Raw genomic sequence first — 19994 nt, 5'->3', positions numbered from 1 at the left:
GCGGCGCGGCACATTCGGAGAATTTCCATGGCAAAAATCATCGGCATCGACCTGGGCACCACCAATTCCTGCGTGGCGGTCATGGAGGGCAACACCCCCAAGGTCATCGAAAACAGCGAAGGCGCGCGCACCACGCCGTCGATCGTCGCCTATATGGAAGACGGCGAGATCCTGGTGGGCGCCTCGGCCAAGCGCCAGTCGGTCACCAACCCGAAGAACACGCTGTACGCGGTCAAGCGGCTGATCGGCCGCAAGTTCACCGAAAAGGAAGTGCAGAAGGACATTGACCTGATGCCCTACAAGATCGTCGCGGCCGACAACGGCGATGCCTGGGTCGAGGTGCGCGGCAAGAAGCTCGCGCCGCCGCAGATCAGCGCCGAGGTGCTGCGCAAGATGAAAAAGACCGCCGAGGACTATCTCGGTGAAACCGTCACCGAGGCGGTGATCACCGTCCCGGCCTACTTCAACGACAGCCAGCGCCAGGCGACCAAGGACGCCGGGCGCATCGCCGGCCTGGACGTCAAGCGCATCATCAACGAGCCGACGGCCGCGGCGCTGGCCTTCGGCCTGGACAAGCACGGCAAGGGCGACCGCAAGATCGCGGTGTACGACCTGGGCGGCGGCACCTTCGACATCTCGATCATCGAAATCGCCGACGTCGAAGGCGAGAAGCAGTTCGAGGTGCTTTCCACCAATGGCGACACCTTCCTCGGCGGTGAAGACTTCGACCAGCGCATCATCGACTACATCATCGGCGAGTTCAAGAAGGAACAGGGCGTCGACCTGTCAAAGGACGTGCTCGCGCTGCAGCGACTGAAGGACGCGGCCGAGAAGGCCAAGATCGAGCTGTCGAGCTCGACGCAGACCGAGATCAACCTGCCCTACATCACCGCAGACGCCTCGGGTCCGAAGCACCTGAACATCAAGCTCACCCGCGCCAAGCTCGAATCTCTGGTCGAAGACCTGATCGAGCGCACCATCGCCCCCTGCCGCACCGCCATCACCGATGCCGGCGTGAAGGTCGGCGACATCGACGATGTCATCCTGGTCGGCGGCATGACGCGCATGCCCAAGGTACAGGAAAAGGTCAAGGAATTCTTCGGCAAGGAGCCGCGCAAGGACGTCAACCCGGACGAGGCCGTGGCCGTGGGCGCCGCCATCCAGGGTTCGGTGCTGGCAGGCGACCGCAAGGACGTGCTGCTGCTCGACGTCACCCCGCTGTCGCTGGGCATCGAAACCCTGGGCGGGGTGATGACCAAGATGATCCCCAAGAACACCACGGTGCCGACCAAGCACACCCAGGTCTATTCCACCGCCGACGACAACCAGCCGGCGGTGACCATCAAGGTGTTCCAGGGCGAGCGCGAGATGGCCGCCGGCAACAAGCTGCTCGGCGAGTTCAACCTGGAAGGCATTCCACCCGCGCCGCGCGGCGTGCCGCAAATCGAAGTCACCTTCGACATCGACGCCAACGGCATCCTGCACGTCTCCGCCCGCGACAAGGGCACTGGCAAGGAGAACAAGATCACCATCAAGGCCAACTCCGGGCTGAGTGAAGAAGAGGTGCAGCGCATGGTGCGCGACGCCGAGATCAACGCTGCCGAAGACCACAAGAAGCGCGAACTGGTCGATGCCCGCAATCAGGCCGACGCCGCAGTGCACTCGGTGCGCAAGTCGCTGGCTGAATATGGTGACAAGGTCGATGCGGGCGAGAAATCCGCCATCGAAGCCGCGCTCAAGGCCGCTGAAGAGGCGATCAAGTCGGAGGACAAGGCCGAGATCGAGGCCAAGACCAACGCTCTGCTCGCCGCCAGCCAGAAACTGGGCGAGAAGATGTACGCCAGCCAGGCGGGCGAGCAGGCCGCCGGGGGTGCGTCCGGGGGTGCGTCCGGGGGTGCGTCTTCAGCCGGAGCCGGTGCACAGGCCGCGGGCGACGACACCGTGGTCGATGCCGAGTTCAAGGAAGTGAAGGACGGCAAGGCCTGATCGTCACCGTGTTTGACATCCTCTGACGGGAGGGCCGCTGAACTTGCGGCCCTCCCGTTTGTCCATTCTTTCTATCGATCGGCAAGACATAACCCGTGGCAAAACGCGACTATTACGAAGTCCTGGGCGTGAGCAGGAACGCCTCGGAAGACGAGATCAAGAAGGCCTACCGCAAGCTGGCCATGAAGCACCACCCTGACCGCAATCAGGGCAACAAGGACTCCGAAGAGCATTTCAAGGTCATCAAGGAAGCCTACGAGTGCCTGTGCGATGCGCGCAAGCGCGCGGCCTATGACCAATACGGCCATGCCGGGGTCGACCCTTCTGCGGGCGGTTTCGGCGGCGGTTTCGGCAGTGGGGGATTCGGCGCTGGCGCGGGCGGATTTGGCGACTTCGGCAACATCTTCGACGAAATCTTCGGTGGCGGACGCCGTGGCGGCGGGCCGCAGGTCTATCGCGGCAATGATCTGAGCTACTCCCTGGAGATCAGCCTCGAAGACGCGGCCCACGGCGTGAGCAAGAGCCTGCGCATCCCCGGCTGGGAAGAATGCAGTGTCTGCCACGGCAGCGGCGCCAAGCCCGGCACCCAGCCCATCACCTGCACGACCTGTCACGGCAGCGGCCAGGTGGCGCAGCGCATGGGGCCGTTCGCCATGCAGCAGACATGTCCGACCTGCCACGGCACGGGCAAGCTCATCCCCGAACCCTGCCCGGCCTGTCATGGCCGCGGCCGCATCCAGAGGCACAAGACCCTGGAAGTGCAGATCCCGGCAGGCATCGATTCGGGCATGCGCATCCGCTCCACGGGCAATGGCGAACCCGGCGTCAATGGCGGGCCTCCCGGCGACCTCTACGTGGAAATCCACATCAAACCGCATCCGGTCTTCGAGCGCGACGGCGACGACCTGCACTGTCACGTTCCCGTGAGCATGGCCAAGGCGGCGCTGGGCGGGGGCATCGACGTGCCCACACTGGGCGGACGGGTGGAAATCGATCTGCCCGAAGGCACGCAGACCGGCAAGACCTTCCGCCTGCGCGGCAAGGGCATCAAGGGCCTGCGCTCCAGCTATCCGGGCGACCTCTACTGCCACATCACCGTGGAGACGCCGGTCAAGCTCAACGAGGAGCAGAAACGGCTGCTGCGCGAGCTCGACGAGTCGCTGAAGAAAGGCGGCGATCGCCACTCGCCGCAAGCCAAGTCCTGGTTCGACAAGGCCAAGGAATTCTTCAAGCCGCTGTAAGCAACCGGGCAAAGTGCAGCACCATGACAAGGGTGCGAAAATAGCGCCCTTTGTCATTGAAGAAGCCTCATGGACGCAGAACGCCTCAATACCATCAGCAACCGAATCACCGACCTCCAGCAGCGCGTGCAGGCGCTAAGGGGGTATCTTTGACTTCGATGCCAAGTCATCGCGGCTGATGGAAGTGGCGGGGGCGCTCGAAGACCCGCAAGTCTGGAACGACCCCAAACGCGCGCAGGAACTGGGCCGCGAGCGCAAGTCGCTCGAAACCGTGGTGCTCGGTCTGCAGAACCTCACCACCGCGCTGGCCGATCACAGAGAGCTGTTCGAAATGTCGCGCGAGGAAGGCGATGATGCGACCTGCGAGGCCATCGAAGCCGACATCGAGCAATCCGCCGCCGAAGTCGAGAAGCTGGAGTTCCGCCGCATGTTCTCCAACCCGCTCGACCCGAGCAATTGCTTCATCGACATCCAGGCCGGCGCCGGCGGCACCGAGGCGCAGGACTGGGCCAGCATGCTGCTGCGCCAGTACCTGCGCTACTGCGAGCGCAAGGGCTTCAAGGTCGAGGTGATGGAGGAGACCGAAGGCGACGTCGCGGGCATCCGCAGCGCCACCATCAAGGTCGAAGGCGACTACGCCTACGGTCAGTTGCGCACCGAAACCGGGGTGCACCGCCTGGTGCGCAAAAGCCCGTTCGATTCCTCCGGCGGGCGCCACACCAGCTTCGCCAGCGTGTTCGTCTACCCCGAGGTGGACGACTCGATCGAGATCGACATCAACCCCGCCGACGTGCGCACCGACACCTTCCGCGCCAGCGGCGCCGGCGGTCAGCACATCAACAAGACCGACTCCGCGGTACGCCTGACGCACATCCCCACGGGCATCGTGGTGCAGTGCCAGAACGACCGCAGCCAGCATCGCAACCGCGACGAGGCCTGGCAGATGCTGCGCTCGCGCCTGTTTGAGCACGAGATGCGCAAACGCATGGCCGAGCAGCAGAAACTCGAATCGAGCAAGAGCGATGTCGGCTGGGGCCACCAGATCCGCAGCTATGTGCTCGATCAGAGCCGCATCAAGGATCTGCGCACCAACGTCGAAATCTCCAACACCCAGAAGGTGCTCGACGGCGATCTCGACGAATTCATCACCGCCAGCCTGAAATCCGGTCTTTGATCCTCACGGCTCCTGTCCTCTATCGCCCCGCTGAAAACCCGCAAGCCATGACCGTCAAACCCGACACACCCGCCCGCATCACCCGCCTGGCGGACTACACCCCCCCGGCCTACGCCATCGACAGCGTGCACCTGCGCTTCGACCTCGATCCCGCGAAGACGCGCGTGCACAGCCGCATGGCGGTGCGCCGCGTCGAGGGCGCCGCCGACACGTCCCCGCTGGTGCTCGACGGCGAAGACATCACCCTGCTGACGCTGAAGGTGAACGGCGAATTCGTCGCCTTCCGCCAGGACGGCAATACGCTGGTGCTCGACAAACTGCCCGAGACCTTCACGCTGGAAATCGAAACGCTCAACGTCCCGCAGGCCAATACCCAGCTCGCGGGTCTTTACCTGTCGGGCGGCGCGTTCTTCACGCAGTGCGAGGCCGAGGGCTTTCGCCGCATCACCTATTGGCCCGACCGCCCCGATGTGATGAGCCGCTTTCACGTCACGCTGCGCGCCGACAAGGCGCTCTACCCGGTGCTGCTGTCCAACGGCAACCTCGTGTCGCAGACCGATCTGGACGGCGGTCGGCATGAAGCGGTGTGGGACGATCCGTTTCCCAAGCCCTGCTATCTGTTCGCGCTGGTGGCGGGCAATCTGGTGTGCCGCGAACAGACCGTGCGCGCCGCCTCGGGCAAGACGCATCTGCTGCAGGTCTATGTGCGCGCGGGCGATCTCGACAAGACCGAGCACGCGATGCAGTCGCTGATCAAGGCCATCGCCTGGGACGAACAGCGCTTCGGCCTGAGCCTCGATCTGGAGCGCTTCATGATCGTCGCAGTGAGCGACTTCAATATGGGGGCGATGGAAAACAAGGGTCTCAATATCTTCAATACCAAGTACGTGCTGGCCAATCCGGCCACCGCCACCGATGCCGACTATGACGGCATCGAGAGCGTGGTCGGCCACGAGTACTTCCACAACTGGACGGGCAACCGCGTCACCTGCCGCGACTGGTTCCAGCTCAGCCTCAAGGAAGGCCTCACCGTCTTCCGCGACCAGGAATTCAGCCAGGACCTGGCCGCCGCTGCAGGCGGAGAATCGGCACGCGCCGTCAAGCGCATCGAGGACGTGCGGGTGCTGCGTACCGCGCAGTTTTCCGAGGACGCCGGGCCCATGGCGCATCCGGTGCGCCCCGAGCAATACCAGGCCATCGACAATTTCTACACCGCCACCGTCTATGAGAAGGGCGCCGAAGTGGTGCGCATGATGCAGACCCTGGTGGGCCGGGCCGGCTTCCGCAAGGGAATGGATCTGTACTTCCAGCGCTTCGACGGCCAGGCCGTGACCTGCGACGACTTCGCCCAGGCCATGGCCGATGCCAACCCCGAGTCGGCGCTGGCCACGCACCTCGTCGCCTTCAAGCGCTGGTACAGCCAGGCCGGCACGCCGCGGCTGCACGCCAGCGGCGCGCTCGACACCTCCGCCCGCAGCTACACCCTCACGCTGCGCCAGACCCTGCCCGACACCCCCGGCCAAACCGGCAAGCAGCCGCAGGTCATTCCCGTCGCCCTGGGCCTGCTCGATGCCCAGGGCAAGGCCCTGCCGCTGTGGCTGCAAGGCCAGGACAAGGGCAGGTCGACCGTGCTTGTGCTCACTGAAGGCCAGCAGACCTTCGTCTTCGAGCAGATCGACGCCGACACCGTCACCCCTTCGCTGCTGCGCGGCTTCTCCGCCCCGGTGATCCTCGACTACGCCTACACCGATGCCGAGTTGCTGCATCTGCTCGCACACGACGCCGACCCCTTCAACCGCTGGGAAGCGGCGCAGCGGCTGGCGTTGTCCCGGCTGCTCGGGGCGGTCCACGGCGGCGATCTCGCACTCGACTCCGCGTACATCGACGCGCTGCGCGCCGTGCTGCGCGACACCCAGCTCGATCCCGCCTTCAAGGAGCTTTTGCTCACCCCGCCGGGCGAGGCCTACATCGCCGAGCAGCTCGACGAAGTCGATCCTCCCCGCATCCACCGCGCCCGCCAGTCACTGCGCACCGCGCTCGCTCGGCAACTCGCGCCAGACTGGCAAACGCTCTGGGACGAACTCGCGCCCGAAGGCGGTTACCGCCCCGATTTCGCCAGCGCCGGCCGCCGCGCCCTGCGCAATCTGGCCCAGGCACATCTGTGCGAACTCGGGCAGGCGACTTGGCTGGGGCGGGTCTATCAGCGCGTCAAGGATGCCGACAACATGACCGACCGCTTCGCCGCGCTGACGGCCCTGGTGCAGGTCGGCGCCGATCTGGCCAAGCCGGCGCTGGAGCGCTTCGCCGCCCAGTTCGCCCACGAAGCGCTGGTCATGGACAAATGGTTCGCGCTGCAGGCCAGCGCGCCCGACCGCGACGGCCTGCAGCTCGACCGCGTGCGTGCGCTGATGCGGCATCCGGCCTTCTCGCTGCACAACCCCAACCGCGCCCGCAGCGTGCTGTTCGCCTACTGCCAGGCCAACCCCGGCGCGTTCCACCGCGCCGATGGTGCGGGCTATGCCTTCTGGGCCGAGCAGGTGCAGGCGCTCGATGCGCTCAACCCGCAGATCGCCGCCCGCCTGGCGCGCGCCCTCGACCGCTGGCGCAAACTCGCCCCTCCCTACCGCTACACCGCGCAGCAGGCGCTGCGCACCGTGGCCGGCAGCGCCACGCTGTCCCCCGACACCCGCGAAATCGTCGAACGCGCCCTGGGGAACTGAGCCGCACTTCCCCTTTACCGAGATCACCGACCATGACCCCATCCGTCAACCTCACCCGCTACCTCGTCGAGAAGGAACGCGGCCAAGGCGCCATCACCGCCCAACTGCGGCTGCTGATCGAAGTCGTCGCCCGCGCCTGCAAGCGCATCAGCCTGGCGGTGAACAAGGGAGCACTCGGCGATGTGCTCGGCGCCGCCGGGTCGGACAACGTCCAGGGCGAGGCGCAGAAAAAGCTCGACCTCATCGCCAACGACGTGCTGCTCGAAGCCAACGAATGGGGCGGCCACCTCGCCGCCATGGCCTCGGAAGAAATGGATACCGTGTTCCCAGTGTCGGAGCGCTACCCGCGCGGCGAGTACCTGCTGCTCTTCGACCCGCTCGACGGCTCGTCGAACATCGACGTCGACGTCACCATCGGCACCATCTTCTCCGTGCTGCAACTGCCCGAGAATGCAGGTGAAGTCCGCGAGGAACACTTCCTCCAGGCCGGAGCCAGGCAGGTGGCCGCAGGTTACTGCGTATATGGCCCGCAAACCCAGCTCGTGCTCACCGTGGGCCAAGGCGTGGCGGTCTTCACCCTCGATCGCGAACAGGGCAGCTTCGTGCTCACGCAGAACGACCTGCAAATTCCGCCGAGCACCAGCGAGTTCTCCATCAATATGTCTAACCTGCGTCACTGGGCGCCTCCGGTGAAGCGCTACATCGACGAATGCCTGCAAGGCAAGGACGGCCCGCGCGGGCGCGACTTCAATATGCGCTGGGTCGGCAGCATGGTGGCCGACGTGCATCGCATCCTCATGCGCGGCGGCGTGTTCCTGTATCCGTGGGACCAGCGCGAGCCCAACAAACCCGGCAAGCTGCGTCTGCTGTACGAAGCCAACCCCATGAGCTTCCTTGCCGAGCAGGCCGGCGGCGCGGCAACGAATGGCAAGCAGCGCATCCTCGACATCACCCCGACCTCGCTGCACGAGCGTTGCAGCGTGATCCTCGGCTCGCGCGAAGAAGTCGAACTGCTGCAGCGCTACCACGCCGAATCCGCCTGAGCCGAAAACTCAACCCGCCACTGGTATAGAATGGCGGGCTTCGCCGGCATAGCTCAGTTGGTAGAGCAGCGCATTCGTAATGCGAAGGTCGGGGGTTCGACTCCTCTTGCCGGCACCAAGGACCACCGGGCAAATCAGCAAATTGAAGAACAAGCCCGACCCAAATAATCGGGCTTTTTTATGGGCGGCTTTATGCCTGAGTCAGGGTATCGGGGTAGAGAATCCTACTCAATTCCCCCAGACCGCCCCAGAAGGCAGGCCTGGGTTTCATCCGGCGCTTGAGTGCCTGCCGAAACCGACTGCTTGGTCAGGCTGCGCCCGACACCCCTGACAGCCATGTTTCCGTGCCGCGTTCGGCACGGCGTTTCTCACGCGCAGTGTGCGGATCGGTTTTTCCAGCTCTGGCAAGTCGTTTCGGATGGTCTTCCACACCAGCGACAAGTTGAGGGTCATATAGCCGTGAGAGACGCGGTTACGCGTGGCGATCATGGTGCTCCAGGGAATGCCGGGATGCTCGGCGATGAACGCTGGGGAAGCCCTCTCGATGTTGCGGGCCGCTTCGCCGATGATCTCGATGTTGCGAATCACCGCATCCTGCACGAGTCTGTTCTGCAGGAAGCCCCGTCTTCATCCATCCCTGCGGTGTACTGCGCGATGCGCTCGATGGCTTCGAGAATGTGAACGATGTAATCGGGAATGCGCAACTCGGCGCGCCTCATACCGCGCGGGCCTCTGCAAGCACCACGGCGCGGAACTTCTCGGGGAGGTCGCCCGGAGTGAGGACATCCACCGGGACGCCAAGCAAGCGCTCCAATTCGACCTGAATGGCCGAAACGTCCATGAGCGTGGTTTCTTCCGTCGGATCGACCAGCACATCCAGGTCGCTGCGGTCATCGTCCTCGCCTCGCACGACCGAGCCAAACACACGCGCATTGCGGGCGCGATGGGCCAGCACGATGCGGTGAATCTCGGCGCGATGCTCTTGCAGGGCTTGCGAGGGTTTCATGGCGCGCATTATCCCAGCTTCTTCGCCAATTTCTCCGCCTCGATGTGCGTGTAGCGCTTGAGCATTTCACCAGCGCGCAAACGCCGATCACGTGCCCAGGTTTCGGCGTCGGTTTTCAGATCGAATGTGCGGCTGATCGAGAGCATGCCCCGGCGCCGAATCTGCGCTCGCCACCCGGCTTTGCCTTTCCCGCCTCCCTCCCGTGGGGGAGGTCGGGAGGGGCATCCGAAGGAAGCGCGAAGCGCTGTTCTCACCTCCTCCACATGCTGGGGGAGGCCGGGAGGGGGCGCGTCCTTGAGGCGGCTGGGCGGCAAGGGGTGTGCCTTGGCGTGCGAACCCTCACCCCAACCCTCTCCCGGAGGGAGAGGGGGCCGATCTCACTCCTCCACTCGTGGGGGGCGGGAGGGGCATCCGAAGGAAGCGCGAAGCGCTGTTCTCACCTCCCCCACTTGCTGGGGGAGGTCGGGAGGGGCATCCGAAGGTGGCGCGAAGCGCTGTTCTCACCTCCCCCACTTGCTGGGGGAGGTCGGGAGGGGGCGCTCCGCCTCGCCATCTTCCCGTGCCCTGATGAACAATCCGGGATCATTTTTGCGAAATCGCCCCGGGCATGCGTTTGTTGTCGCGCAGCTTGAGCACGTACAGGCCGTCGTCGTCGATGCGCTGGCCTTTGCGGCAGGACAGCACTTCGGCATAAACCGCCTCGGCGCCCTTGGGCTGGGGGCGGCGGATTTCGAGCATCACCGGGTCGCCGACTTCCAGCGGATACTGCGTGAGCACGATGCGGTCGGCTTCCGGCTCGCCGCGGTCCACCCAGAGCGCGGGCCGGGCTTCGGCGCGGTCGTACCAGCCCAGGCGCAGCATCACCGGGCGCTTGGTCACGACGTTGCGCTGGTCGATGTGCAGATGCGCGGTCTTGCGCAGCAGGGCCTGCATTTCCGGCGTGTCCCAGTCGACATCGACCAGGCGCTGGGTGGGATCGAGATCAATCGGCCCCATGGTCGGCTTTCATCAGCAGGGCGAGCAGGTGATCGGCGGCGGCGCGGTAGGGCTGTGCCCGAATGGACTGCTCGCGGGCGAGGGTGTGCAATTGCGCATGCAGGCGGCCGATTTCGCCGCTCTCCAACCCCTTGTCGCGCAGGTAGCGGCCCAGTGCGCAGTGCTGGTGCGCCTGCGCCGGGTCGTCGAGTTTTTCGTCCATGCCGCTGTGCTCCCACAGCCAGTGCGTGGCGGCCGCGCCCAGCGCGGTGCGCGGGCGGGTGGGGTCGATCGACAGGGAAAAGCGCTGCAGCCAGTCGGGCAGCGCATCGGCCTGCATGGGGCGGGCGAAGGCGTAGCCCTGGCCGCAGTCGGCGCCCAGCAGGGCGGCCATTTCGACCAGTTCGTCGGTCTCCAGCCCTTCGACGACCACCTTGAGATCGAGGGCATGCGCCAGGATGATGAGCCCGCCGACGATGCCCAGCGCGCGCCGCGGCTGCTTGCGGGCGCCCTCCAGCAGTTCGCGGTCGATTTTCACCGTCTGGAAAGGCAGGCTGCGCAGGCGCAGCAGGCTGGAGTAGCCCGAGCCGAGATCGTCCATTTCCAGCGAGATGCCCAGTCGGGTCAGCGCCTGCAGGGTCTCGATGCCGGGTGCGCCCGCCGCGCCGGCCTCCAGCTCGGCGGTCTCCAGCAGTTCGAGGTGCAGACGGTCGGGCGTCAACCCGGCGCGGTCGAGCGCCTGCCCGACCCACAGCGCGCAGTCCGGCTGGGACAGCGCCTCGGGCGGCAGGTTGACCGACGCCTGGGTGCGCAAGCCCTGCGCCTCCCACAGTTGCAGGTGCTGCAGCGCCTGATCCAGCCCCAGGGTGAACAGCCGGGTAAGCTCGCTGGCGCCCAGAGAGGGAATGAATTCCTGCGGCGCGATCCACGTGCCGTCGGGCGCGCGCAGACGGGCCAGCGCCTCCACGCGCAGCAGCCGGCCTTGCTGCAGATCGATCACCGGCTGCACCCACATGTGCAGGTTCTGCGGAATCAGCAGGCTGCGCTTCTGAATGCGCTGCGCCTCGGTCAACACAGTCTGCGGGGCGCGGTGAAAACTGTTCACGGCGTGCGAGAGCGACTGCCCGATGAGTTCCAGCGCGTGCCGCATCGCGGGCGCTTCGAACTGGTTGGGATAGGCGCCGTACAGACTGAGTATGCCCGAGAGATGGTCGTGCGCGTCGCGCAGCGGAATCGACACCGCGCTGCGAAACCCCGATTGCTGCGCCGCCTCGCGCCACGGCTGCGCGCGGTCGTCGCGGGCGAAGCTGCCCACGCTCTCGATGCGTTCGTGCCGCCAGGCGCGCACCTGGCTGGCCTGCGACAGCAGGTCGGCCCGTTCGACGCTGGGGTAGTCGGCCAGGCCGTGCCGAAACCGGGCCGCATACTCCTGAAAGCGGGGCGTGGAGAATTCGGCGACGATCACGCCCTGTGCATCGGGGCGGCCATAAGCGGCGGCGGCGACACCGGGCAGACCGACGAGCTGCTCCAGCGCCCAGTGCAGAAAGTCGATGCGGCTGGTGTAACGCCCGGCTTCGCGCCCGAGGGTCTCGGCCATTTCGATGTAGCGCTGGATCACGTCCTGCGCGGCGCCGACCTGCAGGCGCAGCTCGGCCTGGATGCGCGCGGAAACGATGCGCCACAGCAGATGGCGGTCTTCGCGCCGCAGCGCGCTGTAGTACAGCAGGGTGAAAAGCTGCTGGCGGAAAAAGTCGAAAGAGGCGGCGAGCAGCGCCGCGGAGACGCCGGTCAGGGCGTGCACCCGCCCGAGGCGCTCGGCCTGGAGGCGGTGTTCGGCTTCGCTCAGCGCGGGGGAGAACAGTTGCATCAGGTGCGACTGCTGGTTTTGCTTCAGACGCGCCATGTCCTCGTCGCTCAGCGTCTGCAGCACGGCCTGCGCGTCGTCCTGCCGCTGCAGATCGTCGTAGAACTGCCGCACCCAGTCTGCGGCGGCGTAGTCGATCTGCGGGGCGATGAGTTGCAGCGCGGCTTCAGCTTGCGTGCCGTAGGCTCTGGGCTCGGTGGCCGTTGGGCCGATTTCGTCTGATGCCGCAGGCTGAGGGTTCAATACCTCGCTGTGAAACTGCCACCATTGGGTGCGGTCGAGCTTGTGCGACTTGATGGCGTACAGCGCCGTGTCGGCATGGCGCTGCAGGGTGTCGGCCTCTGCGCCGTCGAGCGGGTAGAGCGCCAGGCCCAGGCTCACATTCACCCGTATCGGCGGCGCTTCGGGCAAGGCGATGGGTTGCTGCAGCCCCGCCTCGATGCGCTGCAGGATGGGCAGGGCATCTTCCGGCTGGGCGAGGTCTTCGAAAATCAGCGCGAATTCGTCGCCGCCCAGTCGGGCGACGAAATCGGTCTCGCGCAAGGCTTGCTGCAGGCGCCGCGCCACTTCGCGCAGCAGTGCGTCTCCCGCCGCGTGGCCGAAGCGGTCGTTGAGGGGCTTGAGATCGTCGAGGTCGAGCAGGCCGAGCGCGAGAAACTGGTTTTGCCGCCGCGCGCGGCTGATCGCCCGGCTCAAGGACCATTCGAAGGCGCGGCGGTTGGGGAGCTGGGTGAGGGTGTCGTGCGTGGCACGCTGACGCAGCAGGCGCTCCAACCGCTCGCGCCGCAAGGCGCCGCCGATGAAATCGACGAGGAGATGGATGTTTTCGGTCGTCTGCGCGCCGGGCGGCTGCGCCGGCTGGAACCAGAACAGGCACAGCGCCGCCCGCACCCGCGCGCCGGTGCGCATGGGCAGCAGCCAGGCCGACTCGATGCCGGCCTGCAGCACCACCGGCAGGGCGTCGGGGGACGCGGCGTAATCGGCCAGAAAAATATCGCGCTCCTCGCGCAGCGCCCGGCCCGCCAGACCCGCTTGCGCCGTTTCGCAGTAGGCGTCGACCAGCGGCTGCTGCTCGGGCGACAGACCCCAGACGGCGCGCGCGCGCAGCTTCTTGCTTCCCTCCGCTTCGATGAGCAGCGCGCCGTCGGCGCCGCTGAGTTGCGCCGCAGCCTGCACCGCGCGCTCGAACAGGCGGTCGTAATGCGGCTCCCGGGCGAAGGCGCGCAGCAGGTCCAGGGGCAGCGGCGAAGACATCGACGGATTTGATTCTCGTGCGGGTTTCAAACGGCCTTCAAACGGCGAGATCGGTCGTCGGAATCTGGTACTGGCCCGGCCCCATGAGGTCGATGCCGCAGGGCAGGTTGTCGAGCCAGTCGAGCAACTGGCCGATGGCGGCGCCGGCCAGCGGCGCACCGTGCTGCGGCGCGATCAGCGCGATGTCGAGCTGGCGCACCATGCGCACCCAGAGCTTGAGGATCTTGTTGCTCACCATATAGCGGCGGTGGAAGGCCTCCATGCCGTGCGGCATGGGATCGAGGCTGGTGATCACATGCCCCGCCTGCGCGCCGCTGAGCAGCGACACGCCGAGGTCGCCGGAGAACAGGATCTTGCTCACCGGGTCGTAGAACTGGAAGTTGCCTTCGGCGTGCATGAAGTGCGCCGGAAGCAGCCACAGGTGGGTCTGGCCGAAGCGCAGCCGCCCGCCGGCGTCGGGCACGGCAATGACGCGCCTGTCGGTCTTGCCCAGCTTGCAGAAATGCGGCGCGAACCGCGCCCACAGCGCGGAGATGACCAGCCTGGCCTGCGAGCCCGTCATCCAGCGGTCGAGCGAGGCGATGATGTCGGGGTCGGCATGCGAGGCCAGGATGTAGTCGAGCTTGTTGGGCGCGATGTATTTGCGCATGGTCAGGCTCAGCTCGTTATAGGTCATATTGCCGCCCGGATCGAGGATCACGCCCTCGCCGTGATCGACGATGAGAAACTGATTGGCCTGCACCGCTTCCTCGTCGGGCACGAGATCGGTGAACGTCACGCAGGCATGCTGCGCGTCCTTGTAGAGTTCGATGGACATGATGTGTGTGTTTCCCCCAATGATTCGGCCAAGCCGGTGAGTTAGGCCGCAAGAGCGTGGCTGAAGACGATGCGAAAGGTTACGCCAACAGGTCAGGCCGACAAGTGCAGCCCGACCGATTGCAAGAAAGGCGCAAGCAGCGTGTGCGCCCCGCGAAATTCCACGCTCTTGCCGAGCTGCACCTGCGCCTGCTCCCAGTTGAGCAAAGCCGTCGCCGCCGCAAAATCGACCCGCTGCACCGCGCTCAGATCGACGCTGATGGCATCGCTGCGCCCGGCCTGCAGCCTGAGCTCGCGCAGGAAGGAGGTTCCCGCGGCATCCGACAACTCGCCCTGCAAGCCTACAACGACTGCGGCGAGACCTCCACCGGCCTCGATCGTCGACCTGCCGCGCCGCCCGGTCTGCAAGGTGGCGAGCTGGGTCGTCGCCCGCGCCGCGACTTCGCTCACGCGCTGAAAGCGCGGCGGCGTCCAGTCTACCGGCGAGCAGCCGCTGGCGACCGAGAGTTCCACCGCCAGATCGGTAAATCCCGCCTCGTCACCGGCCAGCCGCAGGACCTGCAGCCGCAGCTCGGCGTCGGTAGCGGCGCTCGCCGCGGCGCTGGCGGAGGCTTCGGGCGCGGCATGCAGCCGGGTTGCCGCCAGCAGCAGGTCCACGCCCAGCAGTTCCAGTTCGACGCGGCGCTCGTTCAGATGGCGCAATGCCTGGGCGAGCGCGGCGTGCTGCGATTCGGGAATGTCGATGAGCGCGCTCCAGTCCAGCGTCAGATGCGTGGCGGGATCGGCGACGAAGCGCTCGAAGGCGCGCAGTTGCAGGATGTCGAAGTGCTCCGCCGCGACGAAGTCGGCGGTCTGCCGGGACCCGGCCCGCGCCGCCTGCAACAGGGGCCGCGGCAGCGGCGTGCGGCCATAGCGCTGCACGTAATCGAGCGCGCGCGCATCGAGCTTGTCCTGCTGCGCCGTGGCCCAGTAGAAATCGAGCAGGGCCTGGAAGATCTGCTGCGCTGCGGGGCTGCGCGCGGGCTCGATCTGCAGCGCGGTGAGCAGTTGCGACTCGACCTGGGCATCGCGCTTTTCGGCGAAGTCGAACGCGGCGAGTTCGACCACGGCGGGCAGCGGCAGCGCCGAGGGCTCGCCCGCGCTCGAAGCCCAGGCCGGAGACGTGGCGACCTCGCGCCCAGGCTGCGCGCGCCTGGGCTGCATCTGCATCAACTGGCTGGCCCCCCAGCGCGGCGTGGCGCGGCGCGGCGAACCAGGGCGCAGGGTCGATGCGGCAAATTGGGTCGTGGCGGGCAGGGTCGGGTCGAACGCGCCGCTGAGCAAGGTCGAGTCGTACTGCCGCGCCTGCTCGCTTTGCATCTGCCGCTCGATGGCGTCGATCTTGTGCAGGGTGTGCTGGCGCGTGGCAGCCTGCAGCGGCGGCGGCTGCGTGGCGGGAATCGACAGCCCTTCGAGCGGCTCGGCCGACTGCGAGCGCCGATTGCGCAGCGCCTGGCGCAGCAGGTCGAACTCGCGGTTGCGCACCAGCACGGCGGCGCGCGCCATGCGCTGCGCTTCGCGGCGCTGCGCCTCCTCGCGAGCCTTGTCGCGCTGCGCATCGGGATCAAAGCGCGTCTGCGACCAGTCGGTCGTGGGGTGGCGCAGAAACCGACCCAGCCGTTCCAGGAAGCTGGCTCCCTGTCTGCTGCCGCCCAGGTCGCGGCGCCTGGCTTCGGCCTTGCCCATCACGCTCCGTGCCGCATCAGATCGGTCGGGCCGAAATCGGCCGGCAGGGTGAGCAGCTCGTGGGAGGCGTCGTCGGAAACCACGCCGCCGCGTTGGGCCGCCTTGTCGTCCGAGAGCAGCAGGCGCAGGGTGCAGCCGCCGATGCGCAGCACGTCGTCGGGCAGCAGGATCGAGGTGTTCACGCGCCGGCCATTGATCCAGGTGCCGTTGGTGCTGCCCAGGTCTTCGATCCACCAGCCGCTGTCGGTGCGCTGCAGCACGGCGTGCACGCCGCTGACGCGGGCATCGGGCAGGACGATGGTGTTGTGCGCATGTCGTCCGATGTGCAGCCGGGGCAGGCGCAACTCAAAGGCATGGCTGACGGCGTTGGGCAGAAAGACGAGAATTTTGCTCATGGTTCAACGGCAGGGAGGAGGGGCATACTTGGAGGGGAGGGTGGGCGTGGCATAGGTGGTGACACCGTCCTTGGTCGTCTGGCCGCCGGAAAAGCACACCCAGCGCAGGCTGCCCGCATCAGGCGCGGGTTGCAGCACCAGGGTGTAGCCGTCGGCCTGATTGGGGTTGAGAAGCTGGTTGTAGGTGATGATGATGGTGCCGTGATAGCCCACGAGCACGCTGATGCTGTAGTTGCCGCTGGGCGGCTCGGCGCCGTAGGCCTGGGTGCAGGCCACCGTGGCGCCGGTGCAGGTCTGATCGGTGCTGGGCCAGTCGGAGATGAAGCTGCCGTGCGTGGCCCAGTATTCGGCCACCGCGGTTTTCACCCCGTCGGCCAGGTTGATGCCCTCGATCACCCGCGCGCGCACCATGTAGTCGCGGTATTGCGGGATGGCCACCGCGGCGAGGATGCCGATGATGGCCACCACGATCATCAGTTCGATCAGGGTGAAGCCGCGCGGGCGGCGCTCGGACAGACGCGCCCGGCCTCGGCGCCGGGTGGCGGGCGTTGGGCCAAGGAAGGACTGAGAAATTCCTCTCCCGCTTGCGGAGGAGGTTAGGAGGGGGTGACGAGAGTTGGATGCATCACGCCCCTCCCCACCCCAACCCGTCCAGAGACTGGCTTTCAAGCCAGCCCCGTTCCGGCGGAGCAAAGCCAAGCAGTTGGCTTTGCCTTTCCCGCCTCCACCCCCACTCGTGGGGAGGGAGCGAACACCTCTTTTCCCCAGCGTGGTGGAGGGAGATTCAATGAACGGCCCCCTGAGCGGATGACTGCACGAATAGACCATGATTTCCCCCCGTAAAACAGGCCTTTGAAGGCGCTTTCAAATCGTTTTCAAGCTGAAGTGCAACCGGGATCGCGCGGCGTGGTATCGCGCAACACCCATTCCCAGAACGCCGCATGCACTTCGGCGCTGCTCAGGCTGAGCGCCAGGTCGGCCTCGGCGTCCTGCCGGTCCAGCGCCGTGCACAGGCGCTGGTGGAATTCGGCATGCGCGGCAAGCAGTCGCTGGTAATTCGGTTCCTCCCCGCAGGACTCGGCCTGCTGCGCCAGCCAGCGGCCCAGATCGCAGTGCTGCGTGGCCTGCGGGTCGCGCAGCGCCTGCATTTCCTCGGCGTCGAGGGTGCGCGACAGCAGCTTGCGCGCGCGCATGCGGTGGGTGACGATGGCCTGCACCGCGCGCTCGGCGCCCTGCATCTGCGGTTGCATCCACTCGCGCAGCCAGGACAGGGCCTCTTCATGGCCGTCGAGCCAGACAACAGCCTGCTCGGCGGGCATGGGGTGGGCGAACAGATAGCCCTGCACATGACGGAACCCCAGCAGGCACAGCGCGCGGCACTGCTGCTTCGTCTCCACGCCCTCGGCGATGGCGCTGATGCCCAGCAGTTGCGCCAGCCGCAGCATGCCGTAGCTCAGGCTCAGGTCGATGCCGTCCTGCAGCAGATCGCGCACGAAGCTGCGGTCGATCTTGATGACCGACACGTCGAACTGCTGCAGATGCGACAGGCTGGCGTTGCCGGTACCGAAGTCGTCCAGGCTGATCGACAGGCCGAGCCGCCGCAGTTCGACGATGGTGGCGTTGACCACGCTGCGGCTCAGCGTGGGGCCGTGCTCGGTGATTTCCAGGCTGAGATCGTGCGGCTGCACATCAGGATGGGCGGCCAGACGCTCGCGCACCGTGCCGACGAAGTCCGGGTGCGAGAAGTGGTGCGGCGAGACATTGATCGCCAGCCGCAGCGCGCGCCCCTGCCGCTTCCACTCGGTCAACTGCTGCAGCGCGGCGTCGAGCACGTAACGGTCGACCTCGATGCCCAGTTGCGGGTCGGCCAGCGCGGTCTCGAACTCCTCGGCGCGGCGCAGCCGTCCCTGCTCATCGAGCAGGCGCAGCAGCACCTCGAATTTGCGCACGAAAACGCCGTGACGCTCGGGTTCCAGGGTGAGGATGGGCTGGTAATGCAGTTGCAGGCGCTGCTGGTCCAGCGCGCCGCGCAGCAGGTCGCGCTGCTGCTGCAGCGCGTCGTGCCGCTGCTGGATGCGCTGCGAATACAGCTTGAAGCGCCCGCGCCCTGCCGCCTTGGCGTCGTACAGGGCGAGGTCGGCGCGCTGGAACAGATCGACGTTCGCCGGGTCCGCGGCCCCGCTCTGCACCGCCAGCCCGATGGAGCAGCCCTGGCGGATTTCGGCACCGTCGATCTGCATCGGCGGCTGCATCGCGCGCAGCAGGCGCTCGGCCATGCGCACCGCCTGCTCCTGTGTGCGGCATTCGGGCATCAGCACGGCGAACTCGTCGCCGCCGATGCGCGCGGGCATGTCGGTCAGGCGCACCACCGCCTTGAGCCGGTTGGCGGTTTCGGCCAGCACGGCGTCGCCCACGGCGTGACCCAGGGTGTCGTTGATGCGCTTGAAGTCGTCGAGATCGAGCAGGGCCAGGGTGTAGCCCTGCTGGCCGAGCGGATGGCGCTGCAGCATCTGCAGCCTGCGGTCGAAGCCGCGCCGGTTGAGCAGGCCGGTCAGCGCGTCGCGTTCGGCGAGGTATTCCAGCCGGCCGCGCTGCTCGTGCACGGCGGTGACATCCTGCAACTGCCACAGGGCGCCCCATACCTGCAAGCCCTCCTGCACCACGCCCTGGTGCACCAAAGGCACGTAATGCCGCAGCACCTGTCGCCCATCCTGCAGCGCGATCACCGCCTCGTCGGGGGTGTCGCGGTGGATCAGCGCCTTGATGCGCGAGCGCTCCAGTTCCGGCTCTTTCAGCCTGGGGGCGATCTGGGCGAAAAAATAGCTCCACCCCTGACCGATCAGCTCCGCCGGATGCAGGCGCAGGCCGAACAGTTGCAGGCACGCGGGGTTGATCTGCGCGATCTGTCCCGCGGCATCGAACACCACCAGGGCGCTGGGCAAGTGACGCAGCACCTCGTCGAGCGGGAGGTCGAGGGTGAAGCGATCGACATCGGTCATGAGCGCGCTCCGGGTTGGTGGAGTTCGCTGAGTTGCAGATGAATCTGGCTCAGCAGCCGGGTGAGGCGATGAGAGCAGCGGTTGTACGGGGCGTCGGTGCGCAGCGCCGCAAGCGCCTGTTCATGCAGCCCCCGGTCGGAAAGGCGCACGACCTCGGCGGCAAGCTGGTGAAACGTGGCGTGCTCCTGCTCCAGGCGCGACAGCAGATCGTCGGGAATGCGCGCATCGCCGTGCTGCGTGGCCAGCCATTTGCCCAGCAAGCAGGCATCGGTGCGGGCCACGACGGCGGCATCGCACGGCTCATCCGATTCGCCGCGGATGACGCTCTTGAAGCGGTTTTTCCAGCGCTGATGCGTGGCGATGGCCGAGTAAAAATCCAGCCCCGCGAGTTCTCCATCGGCCTGGGCGGGTTCGGGCAGGGGCACGCCGGGCCCTTCCACTTCGGCAAGTGAAGCCGCTGCCTGCTCCGCCCCCGCACGCGGTGCCTGCGGCTCTGCCCCGGCCTGCTTGCGCAACCCGTCAAACCATTTCATCTCATCTCCAAAGGGCATTCCCATGTGCCGACATGCCCGTGCGCATCGCAGGCAAAACAGGTCAACCGGGGGAATCGGGAATTCGCACGAAGATTGAAAAATCCGCTTTTCAATGCTTGCGAAGCGGATCGTAAGCAAGCCAGTCGTCGAATGAACGCCGACCCTGGGATGAGGGATTGAAAAACCGGCGATCCGTGCTTTATTTCACGAATTTGGAGGGTGGTGTGGCGAATAGGCAACTCGTTGACGATAACGCATTGGAT

General features: G+C 66.4%; 16 protein-coding genes and 1 tRNA gene. 6 read left to right on the top strand and 11 right to left on the bottom strand.

What is annotated here, in order from left to right:
* The first annotated feature begins 12 nt into the window (after positions 1-12).
* From dnaK to RBR52_RS00740, 6 genes are all read left to right on the top strand, one after another.
* Positions 13-1986 (top strand): molecular chaperone DnaK, encoded by a 1974-nt coding sequence (dnaK, locus tag RBR52_RS00765; protein ID WP_320375432.1) that lies wholly within the window; start codon positions 13-15, stop codon positions 1984-1986.
* Between the two features lie 95 nt (positions 1987-2081).
* A complete protein-coding gene (dnaJ, locus tag RBR52_RS00760; protein WP_320375266.1) occupies positions 2082-3227 on the top strand; it encodes a molecular chaperone DnaJ in 1146 nt (381 codons plus the stop codon).
* 69 nt (positions 3228-3296) lie between these two features.
* A protein-coding gene (gene prfB / locus RBR52_RS00755) for a peptide chain release factor 2 (protein WP_320375265.1) occupies positions 3297-4401 on the top strand; the annotation gives its coding sequence in 2 pieces (ribosomal slippage) (positions 3297-3377 and positions 3379-4401; 1104 coding nt in all).
* A gap of 47 nt (positions 4402-4448) precedes the next feature.
* Positions 4449-7121: an aminopeptidase N gene (gene pepN, locus RBR52_RS00750; protein ID WP_320375264.1), complete on the top strand. Its 2673-nt coding sequence runs from the start codon at positions 4449-4451 to the stop codon at positions 7119-7121.
* A 32-nt stretch (positions 7122-7153) separates the two neighbouring features.
* A complete protein-coding gene (locus tag RBR52_RS00745; protein WP_320375263.1) occupies positions 7154-8164 on the top strand; it encodes a class 1 fructose-bisphosphatase in 1011 nt (336 codons plus the stop codon).
* A 42-nt stretch (positions 8165-8206) separates the two neighbouring features.
* Positions 8207-8282: transfer RNA gene (locus RBR52_RS00740), tRNA-Thr, on the top strand.
* A gap of 149 nt (positions 8283-8431) precedes the next feature.
* On the opposite strand, the gene RBR52_RS00735 is transcribed toward RBR52_RS00740, so the two are convergent.
* From RBR52_RS00735 to RBR52_RS00685, 11 genes are all read right to left on the bottom strand, one after another.
* On the bottom strand, positions 8432-8764 hold the full coding sequence (locus RBR52_RS00735) for a DUF86 domain-containing protein (RefSeq protein ID WP_320375262.1): 333 nt from the start codon (positions 8762-8764) through the stop codon (positions 8432-8434).
* 115 nt (positions 8765-8879) lie between these two features.
* Entirely contained in the window at positions 8880-9170 is a 291-nt protein-coding gene (locus RBR52_RS00730; protein WP_320375261.1) for a nucleotidyltransferase family protein, read from the bottom strand.
* 8 nt (positions 9171-9178) lie between these two features.
* Positions 9179-9316, bottom strand: coding sequence for a hypothetical protein (locus tag RBR52_RS00725; RefSeq protein WP_320375259.1), 138 nt, complete (start codon positions 9314-9316; stop codon positions 9179-9181).
* A gap of 436 nt (positions 9317-9752) precedes the next feature.
* A complete protein-coding gene (locus RBR52_RS00720) occupies positions 9753-10166 on the bottom strand; it encodes a hypothetical protein (protein WP_320375258.1) in 414 nt (137 codons plus the stop codon).
* Positions 10153-13263, bottom strand: a complete 3111-nt coding sequence (locus RBR52_RS00715; protein ID WP_320375257.1) for an EAL domain-containing protein — start codon at positions 13261-13263, stop codon at positions 10153-10155. Before RBR52_RS00715 ends, RBR52_RS00720 begins: the two co-directional genes overlap by 14 nt.
* Positions 13264-13300: 37 nt before the next feature.
* On the bottom strand, positions 13301-14080 hold the full coding sequence (locus RBR52_RS00710) for an MBL fold metallo-hydrolase (RefSeq protein ID WP_320375256.1): 780 nt from the start codon (positions 14078-14080) through the stop codon (positions 13301-13303).
* A gap of 92 nt (positions 14081-14172) precedes the next feature.
* Positions 14173-15804 carry an STAS domain-containing protein gene (locus tag RBR52_RS00705; RefSeq protein ID WP_320375255.1) on the bottom strand — a complete coding sequence of 544 codons (1632 nt, stop codon included), beginning with the start codon at positions 15802-15804 and terminating at the stop codon, positions 14173-14175.
* Positions 15804-16199, bottom strand: a complete 396-nt coding sequence (locus RBR52_RS00700) for an FHA domain-containing protein (protein ID WP_320375254.1) — start codon at positions 16197-16199, stop codon at positions 15804-15806. Before RBR52_RS00700 ends, RBR52_RS00705 begins: the two co-directional genes overlap by 1 nt.
* A gap of 3 nt (positions 16200-16202) precedes the next feature.
* Positions 16203-16673 carry a pilin gene (locus RBR52_RS00695; protein ID WP_413818274.1) on the bottom strand — a complete coding sequence of 157 codons (471 nt, stop codon included), beginning with the start codon at positions 16671-16673 and terminating at the stop codon, positions 16203-16205.
* Positions 16674-17074: 401 nt separating this feature from the next.
* On the bottom strand, positions 17075-19198 hold the full coding sequence (locus RBR52_RS00690; RefSeq protein WP_320375253.1) for a putative bifunctional diguanylate cyclase/phosphodiesterase: 2124 nt from the start codon (positions 19196-19198) through the stop codon (positions 17075-17077).
* The gene (locus RBR52_RS00685; RefSeq protein WP_320375252.1) at positions 19195-19731 is read right to left on the bottom strand and encodes a CZB domain-containing protein; all 537 of its coding nucleotides are present in this window, start codon (positions 19729-19731) and stop codon (positions 19195-19197) included. Before RBR52_RS00685 ends, RBR52_RS00690 begins: the two co-directional genes overlap by 4 nt.
* Positions 19732-19994 lie beyond the last annotated feature (263 nt).

Source organism: Thiomonas sp., assembly GCF_034007205.1.
In the GTDB taxonomy this organism is placed as follows: domain Bacteria; phylum Pseudomonadota; class Gammaproteobacteria; order Burkholderiales; family Burkholderiaceae_C; genus Thiomonas.
The sequence above is the reverse complement of the archived record's forward strand: the minus strand, read 5'-3'. Positions and strand labels throughout refer to the sequence as shown.

Bases quoted from the DNA above. Each gene is read 5' to 3' on its own strand.
- RBR52_RS00720 (WP_320375258.1), bottom strand. From the start codon at position 10,166: ATGGGGCCGATTGATCTCGATCCCACCCAGCGCCTGGTCGATGTCGAC.
- RBR52_RS00725 (WP_320375259.1), bottom strand. From the start codon at position 9,316: ATGCTCTCGATCAGCCGCACATTCGATCTGAAAACCGACGCCGAAACC.
- RBR52_RS00745 (WP_320375263.1), top strand. From the start codon at position 7,154: ATGACCCCATCCGTCAACCTCACCCGCTACCTCGTCGAGAAGGAACGC.
- RBR52_RS00685 (WP_320375252.1), bottom strand. From the start codon at position 19,731: ATGAAATGGTTTGACGGGTTGCGCAAGCAGGCCGGGGCAGAGCCGCAG.
- RBR52_RS00705 (WP_320375255.1), bottom strand. From the start codon at position 15,804: ATGGGCAAGGCCGAAGCCAGGCGCCGCGACCTGGGCGGCAGCAGACAG.
- RBR52_RS00730 (WP_320375261.1), bottom strand. From the start codon at position 9,170: ATGAAACCCTCGCAAGCCCTGCAAGAGCATCGCGCCGAGATTCACCGC.
- RBR52_RS00710 (WP_320375256.1), bottom strand. From the start codon at position 14,080: ATGTCCATCGAACTCTACAAGGACGCGCAGCATGCCTGCGTGACGTTC.
- RBR52_RS00715 (WP_320375257.1), bottom strand. From the start codon at position 13,263: ATGTCTTCGCCGCTGCCCCTGGACCTGCTGCGCGCCTTCGCCCGGGAG.
- RBR52_RS00690 (WP_320375253.1), bottom strand. From the start codon at position 19,198: ATGACCGATGTCGATCGCTTCACCCTCGACCTCCCGCTCGACGAGGTG.
- RBR52_RS00695 (WP_413818274.1), bottom strand. From the start codon at position 16,673: ATGATCGTGGTGGCCATCATCGGCATCCTCGCCGCGGTGGCCATCCCG.
- RBR52_RS00700 (WP_320375254.1), bottom strand. From the start codon at position 16,199: ATGAGCAAAATTCTCGTCTTTCTGCCCAACGCCGTCAGCCATGCCTTT.
- pepN (WP_320375264.1), top strand. From the start codon at position 4,449: ATGACCGTCAAACCCGACACACCCGCCCGCATCACCCGCCTGGCGGAC.